This is a genomic window from Streptomyces sp. CC0208 (assembly GCF_003443735.1).
In the GTDB taxonomy this organism is placed as follows: Bacteria; Actinomycetota; Actinomycetes; order Streptomycetales; family Streptomycetaceae; genus Streptomyces; species Streptomyces sviceus.
Map to the genome: position 1 here is coordinate 3,010,435 of NZ_CP031969.1, position 22,067 is coordinate 3,032,501.

Consider the following 22,067-nt stretch of genomic DNA (forward strand, 5'->3'; position numbering starts at 1 on the left):
AACCCTTTCGGATTCCGGCCCTCGGCCTTCAGTAGCGGGGACAGGATTTGAACCTGCGACCTCTGGGTTATGAGCCCAGCGAGCTACCGAGCTGCTCCACCCCGCGTCGTTGAATGCAACGTTACGTGAAGGGGGAGGCCAGAGGCAAATCGCTTGTTCGAGGGCGGCCCCGCACCGCGCTCACTACGCCGACAGCTCCTCGCGCAACGCGTCCCGCAGCCGAGCCGCCCGCTCGGAGACCTCCGCAGGTCCGAGGGCCACCGCCCGGTCGGCCCAGCGCTGTCCCTCGGCCAGCTCTCCCCGACGCGCGTAGACGAGGGCCAACCGCAACGCCGCCCGCCCGTGCCCCGCGTCGGCGGCCCGGGCCCACCACACGGCGGCCTCCGGCTCGCTCCCCTCCCGGGCGAGCAGCAGTCCCAGGTTGAACGCCCCGTTTCGGGATCCCGCCTCGGCGGCCTCCCGGTACCACCGGGCCGCCTCCACGACGTCACCCCGGGCGGCGGCGAGCATGCCCACCCGTACCTGCGCGCGGCGGTGCCCCTGGGAGGCCGCCCGCTCGTACCACTCCTCGCACTCGCTCTTCTCCTCGTGCACCGGCTCCCCGAGCGAGTGCTCGGGCGCCGGCGGCCGCCGCGCGTCCAGCACGGTCGCGAGCCGGTACGCGGCCTCCGCGCTGCCCCCTCCCGCGGCACACCGCAGGTGCCGCTCGGCGCCGGCCTCGTCCCCCTCCCGCAGCCGGGCGATGCCCACCTGGAGCGCGGCCTCGGTGTGCCCGGCGGCGGCGGCCCGCTCGTACCAGCGCAGGGCGACGGCCTCCTCGCCGCGTCCGGCGAACAGGATGCCGAGGTTGAACGCGGCGTCCACGCTCCCGGCCTCCGCGGCCTTGGAGAACCAGGGCTCGGCCCCGGCCGTGTCCCCGCCCTGCAGCAGCAGGATGGCGAGCGCGTTGGCCGCCTCGCGGTGTCCCGCGTACGCGGCCCGCCGGTACCACTGTTCGGCCTGCGCGGTGCGCCCCTGCTCGGCGCAGAGCAGCCCGAGGTTGTACGCGCCGTTGTCGTCGCCTGCGTCCATCGCGGCCCGGTACCACCGCTCGGCGGTCTGCGGCTCGCCGCGCTCGGCGTGCAGGGCGCCCAGCGCGTTGGCCGCGTTGCCGTCGCCGTCCTGGGCGGCGCGCAGCCACCACACGGCGGCGCTCTCGGTGTCGCCCGCGTCCCGCAGCAGGAACCCGAGCGCGCAGGCGGCCCGCGCCTCGCCGTCCTTGGCGGACGTCAGGTACCAGCGCCCGGCCTCCTTGAGCGCACCGCGCCGCTCCAGGATCGCCCCGAGATGCAGCGCGGCCCGCCGGTGCCCGCGCGCGGCGGCCTGCCGGTACCACAGCTCGGCCTCGGCCCCGGCGCCGTGGTCGTCCCCGACGTCCCCCTCGGGACCCAGTCGGCGGTCGAGCGCGCGGGCCAGTCGGTAGGCCGCCTCCCGGTGTCCTCGCTCGGCGGCGATCCGCATCCACTGCTCGGCGCCCGCGTCCTGGCGGTGCTCCAGCAGGTCGGCGAGCGCGTAGGCGCCCAGCGCGTGTCCCTGCTCGGCGGACTGGCGCAGCCAGTACTCGGCGGCGGGCTCGTCGCCCCGCTCACGATGGTGGCGCCCCAGCGCGTGCGCGGCCGCGGCGGACCCGGCGACGGCGGCGATCCGCCACCAGCCGGCGGCGTCGTCGGCGTATCCGCGCTGGTGCAGCAGGACACCCAGGTTGTTGGCGGCGGCCCGGTCGCCGGCGGCGGTGGCGGCACGCAGATGGGGCTCGGCTCCGTCGAGGTCGCCGCGGCGCAGCAGGAGGGCGCCGAGGACACTCATCGCCTCGACGTCACCGGCTTCGGCGGCCAGGCGCTGCCGGACCTCCTCGGCGGCGTCGTCAGCCGCCTCCCCGACCCCGTCCCGCCCGGAAGGTTGCACAAAACGCCCTGTCTCGAACAGAGTTGCCTTGTCCCCCATAACGTCCATCGTCGCACCACCTGCAACCTGGGTACACCTGGTATACCGCAGCCAGTGAGGTCACTTCAGCGTTTTGTCGACATGCCCACAGAACGACAAGTGAAACACAGTTCCCGCCAACTGCCCCCGGCGGCAGGGCCGTCGGATTCTCGGCACATGCGTTCGCACATCACGAAGGCCCGGATCCTTTTCAGGATCCGGGCCTTCGATTCCAGTAGCGGGGACAGGATTTGAACCTGCGACCTCTGGGTTATGAGCCCAGCGAGCTACCGAGCTGCTCCACCCCGCGCCGTTGTGTTGCAACCGTACCACGGCGCGGGGGTGGGCTTTTGCCCAGCGGCCGGTCAGCCGCTGGGACTGCTGCTCGGACTGCTGCTCGGACTACCGCTGGGACTGCTCCGGGGGCTGGGACTGGCACTGGGCTTCGCGCTGCTGCTGCCCTTGTCCGCCGTGGCCTGCGCGTCCTCGGCACGCCTGAGCGCGTCCTTCAGATCCTCCTGGGCCCGGCCGTACGCCTCCCAGTCACCCTTCTTCAGGGCTTCCTGACCGGCGTCGAAGGCCTTCTGGGCGTCGTCCAGCGCCTGTTGGACCGTCGGGTTGGTGGAGGTCGGCGGCGGCTTGGTCGTGTCGCCGCCGTCGTCCGGTGGCCGAGTGGTCGAACCGTCCGCTGCGAACACCTTGTCCAGGGCTTCGTCGAGGGTGTCCTCGAAGGCGGTGTTGCCTCCGTAGGTCACCAACACCTTCCGCAGCAGCGGGTACTTGAGTCCACCACCGCGTACGTAGACCGGCTCCACATAGAGCAGTCCTCCGTCGAGCGGCACCGTCAGGAGATTGCCGTACTCCACATTGGAGTCGCCTCTGTTGAGGAGGCTGATGGTCTCGGCGATGTCCTGTTCGGAGTTGAACTGGCTCTGCACCTGTTTGGGCCCGTTGACCGTGGTGTTGGTCGGCAGTTTCAGGATTCTGATCTTGCCGTAGTCAGTGGTGCCCGCCTCGGCGTCGACCGACATGAAGGCGCTGAGGTTGTCCCGGCCGTTGGGCGTGAACGTCGTCGTGAGCGAGAACGCCTGTGCCGACTGGTCGGGCATCTTCATGCTCAGGTAGTACGGCGGCACCGCGTCGCCCGACTTGTTGGTCGGGTCGTCCGGCACCTGCCACACCTCGCTGCCGCTGAGGAAGGTGTCCGCGTCCTCGACGTGGTAGCGGGCCAGCAGCTCACGCTGGACCTTGAACAGGTCCTGCGGGTACCGCAGATGGGCCATCAGGTCGGTGGAGATGTCCTTCCTCGGCTCCACCGTGCCCGGGAACGCCTTCATCCAGGTCTTGAGGACCGGGTCCTTGGTGTCCCACTGGTAGAGCTTGACCTGGCCGGTGTACGCGTCGACGGTCGCCTTCACCGAGTTGCGGATGTAGTTGACCTGGTTCTGCTGGGCCACGACCGCGCGCTGGTTGTTCGTCGCGGTCAGCGAGTCGGCCGTGGTGTCGCCGAGGGTCGTGCGCGAGGAGTACGGGTAGCCGTTGGTCGTCGTGTAGGCGTCGACGATCCACTGGATCTTGCCGTTCACCACCGCCGGGTAGGCGTCGCCGTCGATGGTCAGCCAGGGGGCGACGGCCTCGACGCGCTGCTTGGGCGTGCGGTTGTACAGGATCCGCGAGCCCTCGCCGATCGCTCCGGAGTAGAGGATCTGCGGCTCGCTGAACGCCACCGCGTACGCGGCCCGGTTGACCGGGTTGGAGAGGTTGACCCCGCTCTTGGCCTTGTAGCTGTAGGTCTTCTCGCCGGAGTCGTCGGAGTAGTCGATCTCCTTCTGGGGACCGCCGACGATCGAGTACTCGGTGGTCTTCTCGCCGTAGTAGACGCGCTGCTGGTACGTCCCGAGGTCGCCCTGAGACGGCAGGTTGGACTCGGTGAAGACCGGCCGGCCCTCGGCGTCGGCCTCGGTGCCCTTCGCGGCGACCACGCCGTAACCGTGGGTGTAGCGGAAGTGGTCGTTGATCCAGTTGTTCTTCGGGATACCGGCGAGGTTCAGCTCGCGCAGCCCGATGACCGTGTCCTGATCCTTGCCGTCCTTGCTGTAGCGATCGACGTCCAGGTTGGTCGGGAACGCGTAGTAGTTCCGCATCTGCTGGAGCTGCTGGAACGTCGGCGAGACGACGTTGGGGTCCACGACCCGGATGCTCGCCGTGGCGTCGACGTCGTCGCGCAGCTTGGTCTGGTCCGTCGTGGTGGCCTTGCCGTCGTACTCCTTCACCGAGGCGTCGTCGATGCCGTACGCCTCACGCGTCGCCTTGAGGTTCTTCTCGACGTACGGCGCTTCCTTGGCCTGCTCGTTCGGCTGGACCTGGAACTTCTGGACGATCGCGGGGTAGAGCCCGCCGATCAGGATCGCCGAGAGCACCATCAGGCCGAAGCCGATCACGGGCAGCTGCCAGGTGCGCCGCCACAGGGTGGCGAAGAACAGCAGCGCGCAGATCACCGCGATGCAGAACAAAATCGTCTTGGCCGGCAGATAGGCGTTCGCGTCAACGTACCTGAGGCCCGTCCAGCTGTCGGTCGCCTTGAAGTCGCTGGACTTGACCGCGAGGCCGTACCGGTCGAGCCAGTACGCGACCGCCTTCAGGGCGACGAAGATGCCGAGCAGCACCGACAGGTGGCCGGTCGCGGCGGCCGTGGCCCGCGCGCCCGGGGAGGTGACCCGCAGACCGCCGTACAGGTAGTGGGTGAGCGCGGCGGCGATCACCGAGAGGATCGCGGCGGCGAAGCCGAAGCCGAGCAGGAACCGGTACCAGGGCAGGTCGAAGGTGTAGAAGGAGATGTCGAGGTGGAACTGCGGGTCCTTCTGGCCGAAGGAGACGCCGTTGACCCACATCAGCCAGGTCCGCCACTGGCTGGAGGCGGAGGCACCGGCGATCAGGCCCACCAGGGAGACGATCCCGAGCAGCAGCCACTTCTTGTACGGCGCGATGCTCATCCGGTAGCGGTCGAGGTTCTGCTGCTCCATCGACATGGCGCTCAGCGGCGGCCGCAGTCGGTGGGCCAGCCAGATGTTGAAGCCGACCGCGAGGGCCATCAGCAGTCCGAAGACGAAGAACAGCCCGATCTTGGTCCACAGGGTGGTGGTGAACACGGACGAGTAGTTCACCGAGCGGTACCAGAGCCAGTCCGTCCAGAAGCCCGCGAACATGGTGAACGCCATGCCGAGAACGGCAAGGACGCCCAGCGTCATGAGCAGGGTCCTGGCCCGCCGGGACGGGCGGCCCACTCTCATCCGCGGCCCTGTCGGGCCTCCGCCGCGGTCCGGCATCTGGAAAGCCAAGGTGCGCACCTCGAAGTTCGCTGTCGATCCGTCAGGCCCTCGTGTTCGCGGGCCCTGGGTGGCCCCCCGTGATCGCGGGCCCACACCTATGCAACTTACTCACCGTTTACTCGGTTCCCGATTCAGGTGACGAACGAGGCAGGATTGTGACCATGTCCAACACCCCCATGGCGGCGAGCCCGCTCACCCGGGCCGTACTCGAGATCGACGAGTACGCCTCCGGCCTCGGCTGGGACCAGCCCGCCCGCCTCTTCGCCCTCGTAGACACCGCCCGGCTGCGGGCCCAGGAACCCGCTCTCGCGAGCCAGCTCGGTCTGCAGGACGCGCAGGCGCCCTCGGGCTTCACCCCCATCGAGCAGGACGAGATTCCCGCGGGCAAGCCGCTCGACGAGTTCCTCGGCACCATCGCCTGGCCCGACGCCGTCGTCGGCTGCGCACTCACCGTGGAGCGCCTGATGCTGCCGCCGTCCGCCGAGGCGTCCGTCCCGCAGGGGCTGAGCGAGGGCAAGCTGGCGAAGTGGGTCGCCGAGCACCCGGACCGTCAGGAGGTCCGCATGACGGTCGCGGTCCTGCGCGACGGCACCCGGGACTCGGCCCTGCGGCTGCGCGAGAAGGACTCCCCGACCGAGGTCCTCACGGGCCGCGACCTGGTGCCCGGCCTGGCGGAGGCCCTGTCGGCGACCTTCGCGGACTGAGGTTTCTCCAGACCTGCCAGGTCCTCCGGATCCTGCGGTACGACAACGGGGGCGCCCTCGGTGCGAGGGGCGCCCCCGTCGTCGTACGCGCGCGTGCCGGTCAGCCCTTGGTCGTGCACTTCGGCAGGTCGGAGGTGCGACCCTCGCGGATGTCCTTGAGGGCGCCGAGGGCGTCGTCGATGGTCTTCACCTTGACCAGGGTGAGCCCGCCCGGGGTGTCCTTGGCGGCGGCCGCGCAGTTGTCGGCGGGCGTCAGGAAGTACTGGGCGCCCTTGTCGCGCGCGCCGACCGTCTTCATCTCGATACCGCCGATCGGGCCGACCTTGCCCTCGTCGTCGATCGTGCCGGTGCCGGCGACGAACGTGCCGCCGGTCAGGCTGCCCGGGGTGAGCTTGTCGTAGATGCCGAGCGCGAACATCAGACCGGCGCTCGGTCCGCCGACGTCGGCGAGCTTGATGTCGACGGTGAAGGGGAAGGTGTGGTCGGTCCCTGCGGCGATCCCGACGATGGCGCGCTTCTCGCCCTCGTCGTCGGACGCCCTGGTCGTGATCGTGACCTTCTCGGTCTTCGTGGCCGGCCGGTTCGCCTTCTCGGCGGCGGCCTGTTCCTTCGCGGGCACCACGGTGAAGACGACGTCCTCGCCCGGCTTGTGCTTCGTCACCAGCTTCGCGACATCGCCCGGCGCCTTCACGGCCGTACCGTCGACGGCCTTGACGACATCCCCCGCGTGCAGCTTGCCCTCGGCCGGGGAGTCCTTGACGACGGTCGAGACGATCACCCAGGACCGCACCGGGACGTGCAGTTCCTTCAGGGCGGCGACCTTGGCGCTCTCCTGGGACTGGCTGAACTCCTCGGCGTTCTCCTGGGTCGATTGCTCCTCGGTCTTGCCGTCCGGGTAGAGGGTGTCGTGGGGTACGACCTTGTTGTCGTGCGCGAGCCAGCCGTAGACGGCCTCGACGAGGTTCATCTTGTAGTCGGCGCTGGTGACCCGGACGGTGGTCATGTTCAGGTGACCGCTCGTCGGATATGTCTTGCGCCCGGAGATCTGCAGCACCGGCTCGCCGCCGTGGTCGCCGAGGGTGTTCACCGTGGGGCCCGGTGACATCTCGGCGTAGGGCACTTTGATGAAGACTCCCGCGCAGAGAAGCGCGATCAGCATCAGGGTGGAGGCGAGCATCGTCGCGGTGCGGCGTGGCATGGCACGACAGTACGGGACGCTCCTGTCGGACCCTCGTCAGGGCGCCGCCATGACGAGGACGTCAGGTGCCGGAGTGCGACTTCTCCATCGCGGCGCGGAAACGGGCGTACCCGTCGAGCTCGGGGCCGTCGCTGCGCGCCTTCCGGGTCCGGTTGGCCCAACTGCCCCACAGCCCGGCGACGACCGCGGCCAACAACGGAATCAACAACCAGACGAGCGCCCCCATGCCGACCTCCCGACCTCACACTGAGCGACCGCAGAAAACTGACTGATCAGCAGATTATCCATCCGCACTGACAACGCTCACGGCAGGGGTGCGGTTACGCAACCTGAGAGGTGGAGGAAGGGTTCAGCAGGCGCCGACCCATTCCTCCGTACCGTCAGAAAACGTCTGGTGCTTCCAGATCGGCACCTCGTGCTTGAGATCGTCGATCAGCTTCCGGCAGGCCTCGAAGGCCTCGCCCCGATGGGGACACGACACGGCGACGACCACGGCCAGATCCCCCACCCCGAGATCCCCCACCCGGTGCACTGCGGCGAGCGCCCGCACCGGGAACTCGGCCACGACCTTCTCCGCGACCCGCCGCATCTCGGCCTCGGCACTGGGGTGGCACGAGTACCCGAGCTTGTCGACGTCGGCGCCGCCGTCGTGATTCCTGACGGTCCCGACGAACAGGGCGGTCCCACCGGCGGCGTCGTCCCCGACCGCGCGGAAGACCTCGTCGAGGGAGAGCGGGGTCTCGCGGATACCGATGAGCTTGATCGGCTCATCGGCGGTCTGCTCACCGGGATGATCGTTGATAGGCGCCATGACTCCATCGTGCCGCACGGCTCGGACAACCCGGAATAGAACTTTCACCAGGCACACGCGCGTGGACGACTGGAGACTCGTACAGTGCCCCGCCGAGGGGCGCGGGGACCCGCGCGACCAGCCACGACCGACACGCCACCGCCCGACTGCCTTCAAGCGGCACTCCACGAAGCGCTCAGATCCTCCGCCGAGCCTTCCGAGCCCGCCGTACGACAGCCGCCGCGCCCAGCAGCGCCACCGTCGCCCCGGCCGCGCCCGCCGCCGTCGCGTCCTTGCGCCCCAGCCGCCGCCCGGCGACCGTGTGCCGCCCCGCGACCTCCTCCAGCAGCACCGCGAGCACCTCCTCGTTGGTCCACCGCGGCCGCCACCCGGCGTCATGCAGCCGGCTGCCGCTCACCACCCACGGGTACATCGTGTATGCCAGGTCCCCCGCGGGAGACGGCGTCAGACCGATGCGGTGCAGCCGGGCCGCCGCCCCCAGCGCGACCGCCGACGGCAGCTCCATCCGGCGGATCCCGCTGAGCTCCTCGATCTCCTCCTGCTCCAGCCATCCGTCGCACCCGACGGCGAGCTCCCCGTCGACCTTCTCCAGGACGGCATGCTCCAGTGCGCTGCACAGGTCCTCGACGTGGCAGAACTGCCAGGCGGGCCGGGACCCGGCCACGACCAGCAGCCGCGGCGACTCGAAGTACCGGGTCAGAGCGGTGTCCGTGCCCCCGCCCACCAGCACCGCGGGCCGCACCACGGTGACGTTCAGCCCCGGATGCGCCCGAGGCGCCCGCCGGGCGAGTCGCTCGATCTCCAGCAGGTCGCCGACCCCGGTCGCCTCCGCGGTGGCCCGCAGCTCGGCGTCCTCCGAGAGAGGCAGCTCGTTGTCCGGGAGCGCCCCGTAGACCATCGCCGAGGTGCACAGCACGACCCGGTGCACGCCCGCGGCCGCCGCGGCGGTCAGCACGGTCTGCGTCCCGCGCACGTTGTAGGCCGTACGCGCCGCGGGGTCTGTCTCCAGGTCGAGGTCGAGCGCGAGATGCACCACGACGTCGGCGCCGCGCAGCTTCTCCGCGATGGCCGGATCGCGTACGTCCAGGATGTGCCACTGCGCCTCGGCGCACTCACCGCGCCGCTCGTCGAGCGCGATGACCTGCTTGATCTCCTCCGAGGCGGCCAGCCGCTCGGTGAGCAGCGCTCCGATGCCGGACGCGGCGCCGGTGACCGCGACGACTGGCCCGCGCGCGGCGGGATTGGTTGACTGGTTTCGCGCTGCGCGAACCTGCGGATCAGGGGAACTCACCGGGCGTCTCCAGCGGTTGTCTTCAGTAGGAACGCGAGTGACGCGTACGTACCAGGTGGCATCCATCCTGCCGCAGGCGGAGAGTCGGCGGAGCACCGAGGCCCGAACGGCCGTCGGTGTCTACGCTGGGGGGTGTTATCGGGCAGCCGCGCCGCCGGAGGCAACCGGTGGCCTTACCAGCCGAGGAATCCCGTGAGTGACACCCCATTCGGATTCGGCCTTCCGCCGGAGGAGCCGGACGACGGCGACGAGGGCAAGAAGAAGGACCAGGAGAGCGGTGGTGGTCAGGGACCGGCCAACCCGTTCGGTTTCGGCGGTCTGCCCGGAGCCGGAGGCTTTGGCGGCCCCGGTGGTCCTGGTGCCGACAATCCGCTCGCTGCCATGTTCGGATCGCTGAACCCCACCGACCTGGGCGCCGCCTTCCAGCAGCTGGGCCAGATGCTCTCGTACGAGGGCGGCCCGGTGAACTGGGACATGGCCAAGCAGATCGCCCGCCAGACGGTCTCCCAGGGCACCTCGGACGGCACCAAGGACGCCAGCGTCGGTCCCGCCGAACGCACCGCGGTCGAGGAGGCCGTGCGCCTGGCGGACCTGTGGCTCGACGACGCGACATCGCTGCCGTCCGGTGCGGGCTCCGCCGTGGCGTGGTCCCGCGCGGAGTGGGTCGAGGCGACCCTGCCCGCGTGGAAGGAGCTCGTCGACCCGGTCGCCGAGCGGGTCGGCACCGCCATGGGTGACGTCCTGCCGGAGGAGATGCAGGCCATGGCGGGCCCGCTGATCGGCATGATGCGCTCGATGGGCGGCGCCATGTTCGGCACCCAGATCGGGCAGGCCGTCGGCGTGCTCGCGGGCGAGGTCGTCGGATCCACCGACATCGGCCTGCCGCTGGGCCCGGTGGGCAAGGCCGCGCTGCTTCCGGCGAATGTCGACGCCTTCGGCAAGGACCTGGGGGTGCCCAAGGACGAGGTGCGGCTGTACCTCGCCCTGCGCGAGGCCGCCCACCAGCGCCTCTTCGCACACGTGCCGTGGCTGCGCTCGCACCTGTACGGCGCGGTCGACGGGTACGCGCGCGGGATCAAGGTCGACACCGCCAAGCTGGAGGACGTGGTCGGCCAGTTCGACCCGCAGAACCCCGAGCAGCTTCAGGACGCCCTCCAGCAGGGCATGTTCCAGCCGGAGGACACCCCGGAGCAGAAGGCGGCCCTGGCCCGGCTGGAGACCGCGCTGGCCCTTGTGGAGGGCTGGGTGGACGCGGTGGTCCACGCGGCCGCGAAGCCGCGTCTGTCGTCCGCGGACGCGCTGCGCGAGACCCTGCGCCGCCGGCGCGCCTCGGGCGGCCCGGCCGAGCAGACCTTCGCCACGCTGATCGGTCTGGAGCTGCGCCCGCGCCGTCTGCGGGACGCCTCCCGTCTGTGGGCCTCGCTCACCGACGCGCGCGGTGTCGACGGCCGTGACGGCCTGTGGTCCCACCCGGACATGCTGCCGACCGCGTCCGACCTGGACGACCCGGACGGCTTCGTGCACCGCGAGCAGCTGGACTTCTCCGAGCTGGACAAGATGCTCGGCGAGGCCGCGGAGAACCCCGACCGCAAGAAGCCCGACCTCGAGAAGAAGGACGACTCCGAGGACGACACCGAGTGAGCCTTCATGACGACGCCGTCCTGGTCCTCAAGGGATACGAGGACCAGGCGGATCTTCGCCAGGCCTACCTGGACCACCTGGCGGCCCACCCGGACGGCGTGTGGAAGGCCTGCGAGAAGGGCCACGTCACAGCCAGTGCCCTGGTCGTCGACCCGGAGCGCGGGCAGGCTCTGCTGACCCTCCACAAGAAGCTGGGCATGTGGCTCCAGATGGGCGGCCACTGCGAACCGGCCGACACCTCCCTGGAGGCGGCGGCCCTGCGCGAGGCGACGGAGGAGTCCGGCATCCCGGGCCTGAAGCTGCTGCCGGGCGGCCCGGTACGCCTGGCCCGGCATCCGATCCCGCCGCCGTGCCACTGCCACTTCGACGTCCAGTACGCGGCGCTCGCCCCGGCCGGCGCCGTGGAGACCGTCAGCGACGAGTCGCTCGACGTACGGTGGTTCGCCTACGACGAGGTGGCGGACGTGGCGGACGGCTCGGTCGTACGACTGCTGGAAGCGACCCGCGCGAGGCTGTGAGCGCATGAGTCGCGGCGATGGCCGCATGTGTAAGGGGCGCCCGGCAATGGCAGGCGCCCCTTACGCATCGCTAGCTGTTGCTGCCCCCGAGGGAGTTGCCGCGCATGCCGAACTGGCCGAGCATCCCGGCGTTGCGCATGCCCTGCGGCGGCAGCAGCTCACTGGGCTGGACCAGGACATGGCCCGTGCCGCCGAAGTGCATCTCCCAGCCCTCGCCGGTGGTGCCCCTGCGGCGCCACACTCCGGAGGTGGAGGTGGGCGCCTGGAGCTGGGTGCGCAGGGACGTGGACCAGGCGATGACGGCGTCGGAGTCGACGCAGACGTTCTTGTCCGGTCCCACCTCGAGGACCAGCGGCTCGCCGGAGGTCATCAGGACGACCTGGCCGGCGCCGGACAGCTCCAGGTTGTAGGCGCCCGCGGCGGCCACCTCGACGGCGCTGTCCACGGCGACGATACCGACGCCGAGTGAGCCGTCGAAGGCCAGCACGTAGGAACTGTCGACCGTGATGCCGGAGCCGACCTCCATGATGTGCAGGTGCTGGGCCAGGTTGGCCAGGTAGACGACGCCGTTGCCCTTGCAGCGCATGAGGTCGAGGCCCTCGCCGGTCATCCGCTCGACGTTGCGCCAGCTGCGGTTGCGGTACTGGCTGTCGAACTCGACCTGGCCCTCGAAGGCCACCATGGCGCCCTGTCGGGCCAGGATCGGGCTGCTGCCCTGGGTGACGTCGGTCCTCAGAAGCTGCGGGTTCTGCAGGGTGTAGCGCCCGGTCGACTCGACCGGGACGTGTGCGAAGAGTGTGCTGTGCATGGTGCCTGGTGCTCCCCTCAGCCCCGGATCTTGAATCGGTCGCCGGTGTCCTCGCTCGGCTGGACGACGACGAAGCCCTGTCCCTTGAAGCCGATCTGGAAGGCCTCGCCGCTGCCGCGGCCGATGAGGGCGCTCGCCTTGACGGTGCGGCGGGCCTTCATCTCCAGGCCGGTCGTCCAGGCGACGAGCGCGTCCGGGTCGACGTACGTCTCCCGTTCGGCGCAGTCCAGGGCCATCGGGATGCCCCGGCTGACCAGGGCGACCCAGCCGGTGCCCTTGATGACGAGGTTGGTCAGGCCGGAGCCGGAGAGCTTCGCGAGGCCCTTGACCGGCTCGATGGCCAGGTCCAGCGAGGCGTCGCAGGCCAGCAGGGTGGCGCCGTTCACGGACAGCGCCTCGCCGCCCAGGTGCAGGACGAGGATGTCCCCGCCGTAGTCGGCCAGGTAGAGATCGCCGTCGCCGCGGGCCAGCATCAGCTTGCCGCCCTCACCGGAAACCATCTCCTCGGCCGAGCGGCGCAGGCTCGCGGGCGCCCCGTCGAACTGCACATAGCCGTCGTAGGCGATCATCGAGCCGGCCTTGGCGATCAGGTCCTGCCCGGTGACCATGGTGACCTTGAGCGTCTTGGAACTGTGCACACTCATGCGGACGCCGGTCGCGGCGGCGCGGTGCGCACTCAGAGTCTGGGAGTCCATGGCCTCACACCTCGAAGGGCTGTACGACGACGAAGTTGCCGGGGGCGCCGCGGAACTGGAGGTTCACGGCCTCGGTGGTCTGCCGGGCGTACCCGGAGCGGCGCAGCCTGAGCGAGGTCGTGGTGACCGCCTGCGCACCGGCGGACCAGGCGATGACGGCGTTGCCGTCGACATAGGTGGCCGCGCCGACGGGCAGGACGACGGGCACGCCTCGTGTCTTGACGACGACCGCGCCCGTGCCGGAGAAGAGCATGCTGAAGAAGCCTCCGCCGGGCAGTCCCGCGCCCTCGATGCGGCGGACCTCGGTCTCGAGGGACTCGTCGAAGGCGAGCACGCCCTGGGCGCTGGTGTAGATCTGCTCGCCCTGGAGGCGGATGACGAAGACCCGGCTGGCCTCGTCGGCGAGGAACACCTCGCCGTTGCCGGTGCAGCGCATCAGGGACATGCCCTGGCCGGTGAGCGCCCCGGTGAGCTTGCCGAGCAGGCCCGAGCCCTTGTGGGCGAAGTCGATGTCGCCCTGGTAGGCGACCATGCTGCCCTGCTTGGCGAGGATGGGGGCGTCCTTGGTGAGGGTTGCCCGGACCAGGTTCGGGTTCTGCTCGGTCCAGCGGTCGCCGACGGGGGCTTCCGCGTACTTCGTCAGAACGACCCGGACGTTGGCCTCGGGCGGCACGGGGGCGAGCTGGGTGCCGCCGCCGAAGGGCTGGGCCTGGCCGGGGAAGGCTCCGGGAGCACCGGGCGGCGCGAACTGGCCGGGGACAGCGCCCGGGGGTGTGAACTGACCCGCGGGTGCGCCGGGGGGCGCGTACTGGCCCGCCGGAGGTGCGCCGGGCGGCGTGAACGTCTGCCCCGGAGGAGTGAACGTCTGCGGGCTCGTCGGCGCGGCGGGCGCGGTCGGGGCGGGCCCGGCGACCGTCGGTGCGGTGTGGACGGAAGGGGCGGGCGCGGGGGCCGGCGGCGCACCGAACGAAGGGGCCGGTGCGGGCGCCTGCGGCGGCGGTGCGAAGGCCGGCGCCTGGGACTGGGCCGGGACGGCGGGCTGCCGGGGCGCGGCCTCGGGCTCCTCCTCGGCGACCTCGCCACCGAAGTTCTTCAGCAGGGCGTCCAGACCGCCGTCGAACCCCTGACCGACCGCGGCGAACCGCCAGACGTCCTTCAGATACAGGTCGCCCAGCATCACGGCACGCTCGGTGGAGAACTCGCTGCCGTCGAACGAGTACCGGGCCACTTCCTCGCCACCGGCGACGATGCGGAGATAGCCGGGGGCGATCTGCGACATCTGGCCGGCGCCGTCGATCGTCGCCGTGAACGACAGCTTCTGGATCTGCGACGGAATCCGGTCGAGCGTGACCCGGAACGACTCCGTGTCACCCGACTGCGCGCCCAGGAGCTGGATGGAGTCCTCAGGGGACTTCGGCTGGTTGAAGAAAATGAAGTACCGGTCGTCCGAGAGCCGTTCGTCGGCGTCGAGGCCGAAGCAGCTGATGTCGAAGGTCAGTCCGGGGCCGGAGATCTGTACTCCTACATACAGGTCCGTGCCCGCGGTCAGGTCACTGATCTTGGCCTTGTGGCCGCGTTGGAATTCCCTGGCCATGCGTAACGACCGTCCCCCATCCCGAATGCGAGTGCGTCGCGACAGGCTAACGGCAAACTCGGACACCGGCTCAGGTCGGTACAGATCCGGTACAAAAACCCGTTCGGGTCATCGGTCACTCTCCGCGGACGCCGGGGAGATGCGGCAATCGGTCCGCGGCGACCACGCCTTCGAGATAGCCCTTGGCCCGCTCGGTGCGGGGATATGCCTCCAGCAACCGCCAGAAACGGGGCCCGTGCCCGGGCACGAGCAGATGCGCGAGCTCATGGAGCAGGACGTAGTCGACGACGTACTCCGGCATGCCCTGGAGCCGGTGCGAGAGCCGGATGCTGCCCTCCGACGGGGTGCACGAACCCCAGCGGGTGTTCTGGTTGGTGACCCAGCGGACCGAGGCGGGCCGCGCCCGGCCGTCGAAGTACTGGGCCGACAGCCGCTGCGCGCGCTCGGAGAGCTCGGTGTCGTCGAGGACCCGTTTGCTCTCCTGGGCGGCCAGCTTGTCGAGCATGACACTGACCCAGCGCTGCTCCTCTGCCTCGGACATCCGGGCAGGGATGAGCACGATGGTGCGATCGCCCTCGCGGTACGCGGAGACCGTCCGCCGTCGGCGGCTGCTCCTGCGCACCTCGATCGCGCTCGCCCCCGAGCCGCTCGTCGGCTGGCTCGTCGTGCTGCGCTGTGGCGTTCCGGCGCTGTGCAGTGGGTCGGCGGGCACGCCCTGACGTTACCCGCTGCACACGGGGGAAGTCCCGACTCCGGGACGGTTCGGCTCCGATCGCCCGCCATGCGTCCGATTTGTACGACGAATGGCCCTCACCTGTGGACAACTTTCGGCACCTGCCTCCCGGAGCCGGGCATGCTGGCATCGCCGCCACAGCCGCGACCGACCGTCGCGGCGGGCTCCGGCGGCCGACGGGATGTTCTACGAGGGCTACGGGGGCCTGTCATGCAAGCAGTGGTTCCGCTCGCACCGGAAATGGTTCCGCAGATGAAACCCGCGCTCCGGCGCGGCTGGCGCGATCTCAACACCGTGCAGTTCGGGATGACCCCGGCGCACGCGCTCACGCTGGGCCCGATCGACACGGCCACAGGCAGCTTCCTCGACCTGCTCAACGGCACGCGCGGTCTCGCGCTGCTACGGCAGGAGGGACACCGTATGGATCTGCCCGACGGCCACGTCGACACGCTGGTGGGACGACTGGCACGGGCCGGGCTCGTCGACGACGCGAGGGGCGGCGGGCCGGCCGCGGACTCGCTGCGGGAGAAGAAGGAGGTCCTGGACCGGCTGGCACCCGACCTGGCGTCCCTCTCGCTGACCACGTCGGAGCCGGGTGACGCGATGAGACTCCTGGCCGCCCGCCGCTCGCTGCGGGTGCAGGTCAAAGGGGCGGGCCGGGTGGGCGTGGTGCTGGCCGCACTGCTCTCGGGCGCCGGCGTCGGAGAGGTCGACGTGCGCGACGGCGGCCGGGTCGAGCCGGGGGACGTCGCCCCGGGCGGGCTTCCCGCCACGTCGGTCGGCGACAACAGGGGAACCGCCGCACGCCGGGCGGTGACCGCGGCGGCTCCGGGACGCCCGCCGCGCCATGGCTCCCGGGCCTCGATGACGGCGGACGATCCCGGGTTCTCCCTGGTCGTCCTTGCCCCGCGGGACGACGTCGACGTCCACGCGCCCGCCCCGGCCGCCGGCGAACCTCTCGTCCGCTCCGGCACACCGCATCTGTATGCCGGTGTGGTCGAGGCGACGGGAGTGGTCGGCCCCCTTGTCCTGCCGGGCGAGACGGGCTGCGCGGGCTGTCTGCACGAGACGCGGACCGACCGCGACCAGGCCTGGCCCCGGCTGGTGGCCCAGTGGCGATCGGGCGGCAGACGACTTCCGGCGCGCCCCTGTGACCTGGCGCTCGCCACGACGGTCGCCGGCCTCGCGGCCGCGCACGCGCTCGCCTTCCTGGACGGCCGCCTCCCGTCGAGCGCGGGCGCCCGCTGGGAGGTCTCACTGCCCGGTATGACCTGGCACGCACAGCCGGTCTGGCCGCATCCCGCCTGCCCGTGCGGGGCCGCGGAGAAAGGTAAGGGAGAACACACCTCCAAGGAGGAGGCTGCGCACGAGACAATGGCAGAGCTACGGTCGTCGGAGGAGTTGTGCCGCAAGGCAACCGCGCCACGGCCTGCTGGGACCTGGAGGGCGCATGTCTGATCTTCCCCGGAAGGCGGTCACCCGGACCGCGAAACTCGCCGCGCTCCCGCTCGGCTTCGCCGGGCGGGCCACCTGGGGACTCGGCAAGCGGATCGTGGGCGAGTCCGCGGAGATCGTCGGCCGCGAGCTGCAACAGCGCACCGCGGACCAGTTGTTCAAGGTGCTCGGGGAGCTCAAGGGCGGCGCCATGAAGTTCGGCCAGGCCCTGTCCGTCTTCGAGTCGGCGCTCCCCGAGGAGGTGGCGGGCCCCTACCGCGCGGCCCTGACGAAGCTCCAGGAGGCCGCGCCGCCGATGCCCACCCGCACCGTGCACACGGTGCTCGAGGAGCGGCTGGGCGAGGACTGGCAGGAGCTGTTCGCCGAGTTCGACGACAAGCCCTCCGCGGCGGCGTCCATCGGCCAGGTGCACCGGGCCGTGTGGCACGACGGGCGCGAGGTGGCGGTCAAGGTCCAGTATCCGGGGGCCGGTGAGGCCCTGCTGTCCGACCTGACCCAACTGGGCCGCTTCGCCCGCCTGTTGGGGCCCCTGGTGCCCGGCATCGACATCAAGCCCCTGATCGCCGAGTTGCGCGACCGGGTCTCGGAGGAGCTCGACTACGGTCTGGAGGCGCAGGCCCAGCAGACCCATGCCGAGGAGTTCGCGGACGATCCGGACGTCGTGGTGCCGGCCGTGGTCCACCAGAGCGAGCAGGTCCTGATCACGGAGTGGATCGAGGGCGTCCCCCTGTCGGAGGTGATCTCGGAGGGCACTCAGGAGCAGCGCGACCGCGCCGGGCAGCTTCTGGCCCGGTTCCTCTTCTCCGGCCCCGCGCGCACCGGCCTGCTGCACGCCGACCCGCACCCGGGCAACTTCCGGCTTCTGCCCGGCGGTCCTGACGGCGAGGAGGACTGGCGCCTGGGCGTCCTGGACTTCGGCACGGTCGACCGGCTCCCGGGTGGTCTGCCGGACACCATCGGCACCTGTCTGCGCATGACGCTGGACGGTGAGGCGGAGGCCGTCTACGAACTGCTCTGCACGGAGGGCTTCGTCAAGGAGTCCATAGAGCTGGACCCGGACGCCGTCCTCGACTACCTCCTGCCGATCATCGAACCGGCCGAGGTCGACGAGTTCACCTTCAGCCGAGGCTGGATGCGCAGCCAGGCCGGCCGGATCGCCGACCCCCGCTCCCCCGCCCACCAACTGGGCAAACAGCTCAACCTGCCCCCGGCCTACCTCCTGATACACCGGGTCACCCTCAGCACCATCGGCGTCCTGTGCCAACTGGGCGCGACGGTGCGACTGCGCGAGGAACTGGAGGAGTGGCTGCCGGGGTTCGTGCCGGAGGTGGACGAGGACGAGCAGGAGACGGCCGCGGAGGCCTGAGGCGGACGGCCTACCACCAGGCCGAGTCGAGCCGCCCCTCGATGGATCTGAGGTTCTCCCGGGAGCAGGTGTCGCAGAAGTACTGGCGGACGCCGTTCTCCAGGGAGCAGGTCCAGGTGGGCCGTGAGCCCTCGGCCCGCCTGCCGCAGCGGGCGCACACGAGAGGCTCCGTCTCGACGTCGCCGTCGTCACCGGGAAGACTCGTCACCCGCCGACGATAACGCCTGATCCGACGGTTCGGCGCGCACAACGCACCGCAGGGGCCGGTCCGTTCGGACGGACCGACCCCCGCGGGGAACTACCGGGTTCGCATTACTGCATGACGGCCATGGCGAGCGCGCGGCGAGCACGCATGGAGGCGCGCTCGGCCCGGCGCTGCATCCGGCGGGCGGTCGCCAGGCGGATCGCCTGGCGTTCCTGCTCGGCCTCGTGCAGCCGGTCGTGCATATGCGCACGAGCCAGGGCTTCTGGGATGAGTTGCATCTCTCGGGTCCTGTTCTGACGCGAGTCGTTCGCGTCGGTGGTGGTGAAGTCTGGGATCGCGGAGCCTGCGGGCTCGCTGGTGGACGGCTTCATCGGGGCCTGCTTCGTGGGGTCGTTCGTGAGGGGGCGGTCGATCGTTCCTGCGATGTTCATGCTGTGACCGGGTTCTTGCGCGGGCGGCCACGCGGCCGCTTCCGGGCGACGACGACACCCTGGACGAACAGCTCCCCACCCCAGACGCCCCAGGGCTCGCGCCGCTCCTTGGCGCCGGCGAGGCAGGCCTCCATCAGCGGGCAGGTGCGGCAGAGGGACTTGGCGTACTCGACGTCGGCCGGCGACTCGGCGAAGAAGACCTCCGGGTCGTAGGAACGGCAGGGGACGGGTACGCCGAGGTTCTCGATGGCGTCGTCGAGCGCGGTGAGCGCGGTGAGGGGGATCAAGGCGGAGTCCTCCGTGGAGCCGGGCGGGGGGATCGTTTCGGAAGGCGGTACGGACGGGGCGTGCGCTTCGAGTTGCACGGTTCGTCTTCCTCGTCTGTTCGGTCCGGCCCTGTTGGACCGGTAGTCGCTTGGTACCGGGTTCTTTTCTTGTCCCGAGACCCCTTCGCTCCGCTCTCCCCGTTCGGGGAAAACAGAAGGGCCGCGGATCCCGGATGGGGTTCCGCGGCCCTGAAGGCGCCGACCTGATCGATGATCAGGCTGGATCACTCCAGGGTTCTGGCCCACGGAAGGCCCACATCTGGTGGTGCTGCGTCGTCTGCTTCCGGAATCCGGCACCGGCCGCCGCAAAGGCATAGGCGTGCGCCTGTGCCACTACTGCTTCCAGTGCCTTGGTCGGTCGCTCGTTGCGCTCACGGACGGGAAGGACCGCGAGAGACATGGAGGACGCCGGACGGACGGCAGGAATGCCGGACAGACCGGTGCCCAGGTTCGAAACGCCGAGCAGGCACGTGGAGACGACCGAGAGATCGGTCATTTTGGCGGTGCTGATGGCCGTGGTGCTGTTGATGCTGATCACTTCAATCGCCTCCTCTCGGCGTCTCTGGGGACGGCGGCGCGAGCCGCTGTCCGACGGAAATGCAAGTAGAACACGGAATCGGGGCCTCCGAGAAGGCCTCCGTCCCCGTGGCTAAGAACCTATGGGGATTGCTGGGGCATGCGCAAACTATTTTTCCGACGAGTTGGAATCAGTCCTCGTCCTCTTCTTCCGTAACGTCCTGGCCTGCGCAGATGGTCAGCACATCGGCTCCGTAGCGATTGAGCTTGCGCAGGCCGACACCCGGGATCCGCGCCAGCTCGTGCTCGTCGTCGGGCACGGCCTCGGCGATCGCCATCAGCGTCTTGTCCGTGAAGACGCAGAAGGCCGGCTGGCCGCTGCGCTGGGCCTGTACGGCACGCCAGTCGCGCAGCCGCTCATAGAGCCCCTCGTCCATGTCGGAGGGGCAGTCCTCGCAACGCATCAGCTTCAGCTCGCCCGCGTCGGTGAGCGTGCGCCCGCACACCCGGCAGCGCGCCGGGGTGCGCTGGGTGCGTCTCGGCGCGGCACCGACGGGGCTGGTGAAGCCGCGCTCGACGCCTCCGGAACGGCCGCCGGCGGTTCGCCCCGTCGTGGCGGTGGAGCCGGGCCGCAGCCCGTCGAGGAAACGGCTGGGGCGGCGGTTGGGGCGGCCGCCGGGCGAGCGGGAGAGCGACCAGGAGACATGGAGACGCTCGCGGGCGCGGGTGACGCCGACATAGAGGAGCCGGCGCTCCTCCTCGATCTCATCGTCGGTCTTCGCGTAGGTGATCGGCATCATGCCCTCGGCGACACCGACCAGGAACACGGCATCCCACTCCAGGCCCTTGGCCGAGTGCAGGGAGGCGAGGGTGACACCTTCGACGGTCGGGGCGTGCTGGGCACCGGCCCGCTCGTCGAGTTCGGCCACGAGGTCGTTCAAGGTGGCGCCGGACCGCGCGGCGGCGAAGTCCTGTGCGAGGTTCACCAGGGCGGCCAGCGACTCCCAGCGCTCCCTGACGGCCCCGGAGCCGGCCGGGGGCTCGCTGGTCCAGCCCTCGCCCGACAGCACGGCACGCACCTGGGAGGGCAGGGTGACCGCGTCGTCCAGCCGCGCGTCGTTCCCGCCGAAGCGGGCCGCGCCCCGGAGGTTGACGATGGCCCTGCGCACCTCGGGCCGGTCGAAGAACCGCTCGGCTCCCCGCAGCTGGTAGGGCACCCCGGCGTCGGCGAGTGCCTGCTCATAGGTCTCGGACTGGGAGTTGGTGCGGAACAGGATGGCGATCTCGCTGGCCCGGACGCCCGCGTCCATGAGCTCCCGGATGCGGCGGGCGGCACCCTCGGCCTCGGCGGGCTCGTCGGTGTACTCGGTGTAGACGGGCTCGGGGCCGGGCCGGCGCTGCGAGATCAGTTCCAGCCGGTGGTCGGCGGCGCGGCCGCGGGCCTGGGCGAGCAGGCCGTTGGCGAGATGGACGACCTGGGGGGTGGAGCGGTAGTCGCGGACCAGCTTGACGACGGTGGCGCCGGGGTGGCGGGTGCGGAAGTCGAGCAGATGGTCGGGGGTTGCGCCGGTGAACGAGTAGATCGTCTGGCTGGCGTCGCCCACGACGCACAGATTGTCGCGCCGCCCGAGCCACAGCTCGAGCAGGCGCTGCTGCAGGGGGCTGACGTCCTGGTACTCGTCGACGACGAAGTGCTGGTACTGGGAACGGACCTGCTCGGCGATGTCGTGCCGGTCCTGGAGGATGGCGACGGTCAGCAGCAGGACGTCCTCGAAGTCGATGACGGCACGGTCGCGCTTGAGGTCCTCGTAGGCGGCGTAGAGCTGGGCGATCTCGGCCGCCGCGCGCGGGGTCTCACGGCCGGCCTTCGCGGCTGCGAGGGCGTAGTCGGAGGGCACGGTCTGGGTGACCTTGGACCACTCGATCTCGCCGGTGACGTCCCTCAGCTCGCCCCGGTCGAGGCGGATGCGGCAGGCGGCGGCCGCGTCGGCGACGAGCTGGATCTTGCGGTCGACGAGCCGGGGCATGGATCCGCCGACGGCTTTCGGCCAGAAGTACTGGAGCTGTCGCAGGGCCGCCGAGTGGAACGTACGCGCCTGGACGCCCGAGGCGCCGAGCTGGCGCAGTCGTCCGCGCATCTCCCCGGCGGCGCGGTTGGTGAAGGTGACGGCGAGCACGCTGGAGGGCTGGAGGATTCCGGCGCGCACCCCGTAGGCGATGCGGTGGGTGATCGCCCGGGTCTTGCCGGTGCCGGCGCCCGCCAGCACGCACACCGGCCCGTGCAGGGCGGTGGCCACCTCGCGCTGCTCGGGGTCGAGCCCTTCGAGCACCGCGTCGGCCGAGTCCGGTGTGCGCGGGAAGAGCGTGGAGTGCGTTGCTGCTGTCACACCGCCATGCTGCCAGGTCGGCGGAGACGGGTGAGCCGGTTGTCCACAGGCAGGTAGCCGCAGTCGTACTAATGCGGCAGGCGTCACCTGGCCGGGG

Annotated in this window: 20 protein-coding genes and 2 tRNA genes; 5 read left to right on the forward strand and 17 right to left on the reverse strand. The window is 70.6% G+C overall.

Translation table 11 applies throughout. The features are described 5' to 3' along the window. Nucleotides 1–32: 32 nt before the first annotated feature. The 4 genes from D1369_RS13550 to D1369_RS13565 all read right to left on the reverse strand — a co-directional run bounded on the left by D1369_RS13550 (nt 33) and on the right by D1369_RS13565 (nt 5,288). Nucleotides 33–106, reverse strand: a tRNA-Met gene (locus tag D1369_RS13550). Between the two features lie 77 nt (nt 107–183). Then, nucleotides 184–1,992, reverse strand: coding sequence for an SEL1-like repeat protein (locus tag D1369_RS13555; RefSeq protein WP_118082461.1), 1,809 nt, complete (start codon nt 1,990–1,992; stop codon nt 184–186). Between the two features lie 206 nt (nt 1,993–2,198). After that, nucleotides 2,199–2,272, reverse strand: a tRNA-Met gene (locus D1369_RS13560). Between the two features lie 55 nt (nt 2,273–2,327). Further along, entirely contained in the window at nt 2,328–5,288 is a 2,961-nt protein-coding gene (locus D1369_RS13565) for a UPF0182 family protein (RefSeq protein WP_082319457.1), read from the reverse strand. Between the two features lie 164 nt (nt 5,289–5,452). Here D1369_RS13565 and D1369_RS13570 point away from each other — a divergent pair, with 164 nt between their 5' ends. Continuing rightward, nucleotides 5,453–5,995, forward strand: coding sequence for a PPA1309 family protein (locus D1369_RS13570; protein ID WP_037903633.1), 543 nt, complete (start codon nt 5,453–5,455; stop codon nt 5,993–5,995). Between the two features lie 100 nt (nt 5,996–6,095). Here D1369_RS13570 and D1369_RS13575 read toward each other — a convergent pair whose 3' ends face one another. From D1369_RS13575 to D1369_RS13585, 4 genes are all read right to left on the reverse strand, one after another. Beyond that, nucleotides 6,096–7,193 (reverse strand): PDZ domain-containing protein, encoded by a 1,098-nt coding sequence (locus D1369_RS13575; protein ID WP_007384578.1) that lies wholly within the window; start codon nt 7,191–7,193, stop codon nt 6,096–6,098. Between the two features lie 61 nt (nt 7,194–7,254). Beyond that, nucleotides 7,255–7,419: a hypothetical protein gene (locus D1369_RS42890; protein ID WP_162951013.1), complete on the reverse strand. Its 165-nt coding sequence runs from the start codon at nt 7,417–7,419 to the stop codon at nt 7,255–7,257. 123 nt (nt 7,420–7,542) lie between these two features. Continuing rightward, nucleotides 7,543–8,004, reverse strand: a complete 462-nt coding sequence (locus tag D1369_RS13580) for a molybdenum cofactor biosynthesis protein MoaE (RefSeq protein ID WP_007384577.1) — start codon at nt 8,002–8,004, stop codon at nt 7,543–7,545. 175 nt (nt 8,005–8,179) lie between these two features. Next, on the reverse strand, nt 8,180–9,295 hold the full coding sequence (locus D1369_RS13585) for an SDR family oxidoreductase (protein ID WP_007384576.1): 1,116 nt from the start codon (nt 9,293–9,295) through the stop codon (nt 8,180–8,182). 192 nt (nt 9,296–9,487) lie between these two features. On the opposite strand from D1369_RS13585, the gene D1369_RS13590 reads away from it, so the two are divergent. Further along, complete coding sequence (locus tag D1369_RS13590) at nt 9,488–10,936, forward strand: zinc-dependent metalloprotease (RefSeq protein ID WP_007384575.1); 1,449 nt, start codon at nt 9,488–9,490, stop codon at nt 10,934–10,936. Beyond that, a complete protein-coding gene (locus D1369_RS13595; RefSeq protein ID WP_007384574.1) occupies nt 10,933–11,454 on the forward strand; it encodes an NUDIX hydrolase in 522 nt (173 codons plus the stop codon). Before D1369_RS13590 ends, D1369_RS13595 begins: the two co-directional genes overlap by 4 nt. A 70-nt stretch (nt 11,455–11,524) precedes the next feature. On the opposite strand, the gene D1369_RS13600 is transcribed toward D1369_RS13595, so the two are convergent. The 4 genes from D1369_RS13600 to D1369_RS13615 form a co-directional block, all read right to left on the reverse strand. After that, a complete protein-coding gene (locus D1369_RS13600; protein WP_007384573.1) occupies nt 11,525–12,262 on the reverse strand; it encodes an AIM24 family protein in 738 nt (245 codons plus the stop codon). Between the two features lie 17 nt (nt 12,263–12,279). Continuing rightward, nucleotides 12,280–12,957: an AIM24 family protein gene (locus tag D1369_RS13605; protein ID WP_007384572.1), complete on the reverse strand. Its 678-nt coding sequence runs from the start codon at nt 12,955–12,957 to the stop codon at nt 12,280–12,282. Between the two features lie 4 nt (nt 12,958–12,961). Then, nucleotides 12,962–14,551, reverse strand: coding sequence for a TerD family protein (locus D1369_RS13610; RefSeq protein WP_118082462.1), 1,590 nt, complete (start codon nt 14,549–14,551; stop codon nt 12,962–12,964). Nucleotides 14,552–14,666: 115 nt separating this feature from the next. Then, entirely contained in the window at nt 14,667–15,263 is a 597-nt protein-coding gene (locus D1369_RS13615; protein WP_082319456.1) for a M48 family metallopeptidase, read from the reverse strand. Between the two features lie 261 nt (nt 15,264–15,524). Here D1369_RS13615 and D1369_RS13620 point away from each other — a divergent pair, with 261 nt between their 5' ends. Beyond that, complete coding sequence (locus D1369_RS13620; RefSeq protein ID WP_037901378.1) at nt 15,525–16,742, forward strand: TOMM precursor leader peptide-binding protein; 1,218 nt, start codon at nt 15,525–15,527, stop codon at nt 16,740–16,742. Then, the gene (locus D1369_RS13625; protein ID WP_037901376.1) at nt 16,735–18,105 is read left to right on the forward strand and encodes an AarF/ABC1/UbiB kinase family protein; all 1,371 of its coding nucleotides are present in this window, start codon (nt 16,735–16,737) and stop codon (nt 18,103–18,105) included. Before D1369_RS13620 ends, D1369_RS13625 begins: the two co-directional genes overlap by 8 nt. 10 nt (nt 18,106–18,115) lie before the next feature. On the opposite strand, the gene D1369_RS13630 is transcribed toward D1369_RS13625, so the two are convergent. From D1369_RS13630 to D1369_RS13650, 5 genes are all read right to left on the reverse strand, one after another. Beyond that, a complete protein-coding gene (locus D1369_RS13630) occupies nt 18,116–18,313 on the reverse strand; it encodes a hypothetical protein (protein ID WP_007384565.1) in 198 nt (65 codons plus the stop codon). Between the two features lie 104 nt (nt 18,314–18,417). Continuing rightward, a complete protein-coding gene (locus tag D1369_RS13635; RefSeq protein ID WP_007384564.1) occupies nt 18,418–18,741 on the reverse strand; it encodes a hypothetical protein in 324 nt (107 codons plus the stop codon). After that, nucleotides 18,738–19,106, reverse strand: coding sequence for a WhiB family transcriptional regulator (locus D1369_RS13640; RefSeq protein ID WP_007384563.1), 369 nt, complete (start codon nt 19,104–19,106; stop codon nt 18,738–18,740). Before D1369_RS13640 ends, D1369_RS13635 begins: the two co-directional genes overlap by 4 nt. Before the next feature lie 175 nt (nt 19,107–19,281). After that, a complete protein-coding gene (locus D1369_RS13645; protein WP_007384562.1) occupies nt 19,282–19,605 on the reverse strand; it encodes a hypothetical protein in 324 nt (107 codons plus the stop codon). A gap of 169 nt (nt 19,606–19,774) precedes the next feature. Further along, nucleotides 19,775–21,970, reverse strand: a complete 2,196-nt coding sequence (locus D1369_RS13650; RefSeq protein ID WP_205574467.1) for an ATP-dependent DNA helicase UvrD2 — start codon at nt 21,968–21,970, stop codon at nt 19,775–19,777. Nucleotides 21,971–22,067: the final 97 nt, after the last annotated feature.

What these genes read in the sequence shown, in the direction of transcription:
- D1369_RS13555 (WP_118082461.1), bottom strand. Translation starts at nt 1,992, where the DNA reads ATGGACGTTATGGGGGACAAGGCAACTCTGTTCGAGACAGGGCGTTTT.
- D1369_RS13565 (WP_082319457.1), bottom strand. Translation starts at nt 5,288, where the DNA reads ATGCCGGACCGCGGCGGAGGCCCGACAGGGCCGCGGATGAGAGTGGGC.
- D1369_RS13570 (WP_037903633.1), top strand. Translation starts at nt 5,453, where the DNA reads ATGTCCAACACCCCCATGGCGGCGAGCCCGCTCACCCGGGCCGTACTC.
- D1369_RS13575 (WP_007384578.1), bottom strand. Translation starts at nt 7,193, where the DNA reads ATGCCACGCCGCACCGCGACGATGCTCGCCTCCACCCTGATGCTGATC.
- D1369_RS42890 (WP_162951013.1), bottom strand. Translation starts at nt 7,419, where the DNA reads ATGGGGGCGCTCGTCTGGTTGTTGATTCCGTTGTTGGCCGCGGTCGTC.
- D1369_RS13580 (WP_007384577.1), bottom strand. Translation starts at nt 8,004, where the DNA reads ATGGCGCCTATCAACGATCATCCCGGTGAGCAGACCGCCGATGAGCCG.
- D1369_RS13600 (WP_007384573.1), bottom strand. Translation starts at nt 12,262, where the DNA reads ATGCACAGCACACTCTTCGCACACGTCCCGGTCGAGTCGACCGGGCGC.
- D1369_RS13605 (WP_007384572.1), bottom strand. Translation starts at nt 12,957, where the DNA reads ATGGACTCCCAGACTCTGAGTGCGCACCGCGCCGCCGCGACCGGCGTC.
- D1369_RS13610 (WP_118082462.1), bottom strand. Translation starts at nt 14,551, where the DNA reads ATGGCCAGGGAATTCCAACGCGGCCACAAGGCCAAGATCAGTGACCTG.
- D1369_RS13620 (WP_037901378.1), top strand. Translation starts at nt 15,525, where the DNA reads ATGGTTCCGCAGATGAAACCCGCGCTCCGGCGCGGCTGGCGCGATCTC.
- D1369_RS13625 (WP_037901376.1), top strand. Translation starts at nt 16,735, where the DNA reads ATGTCTGATCTTCCCCGGAAGGCGGTCACCCGGACCGCGAAACTCGCC.
- D1369_RS13635 (WP_007384564.1), bottom strand. Translation starts at nt 18,741, where the DNA reads ATGAACATCGCAGGAACGATCGACCGCCCCCTCACGAACGACCCCACG.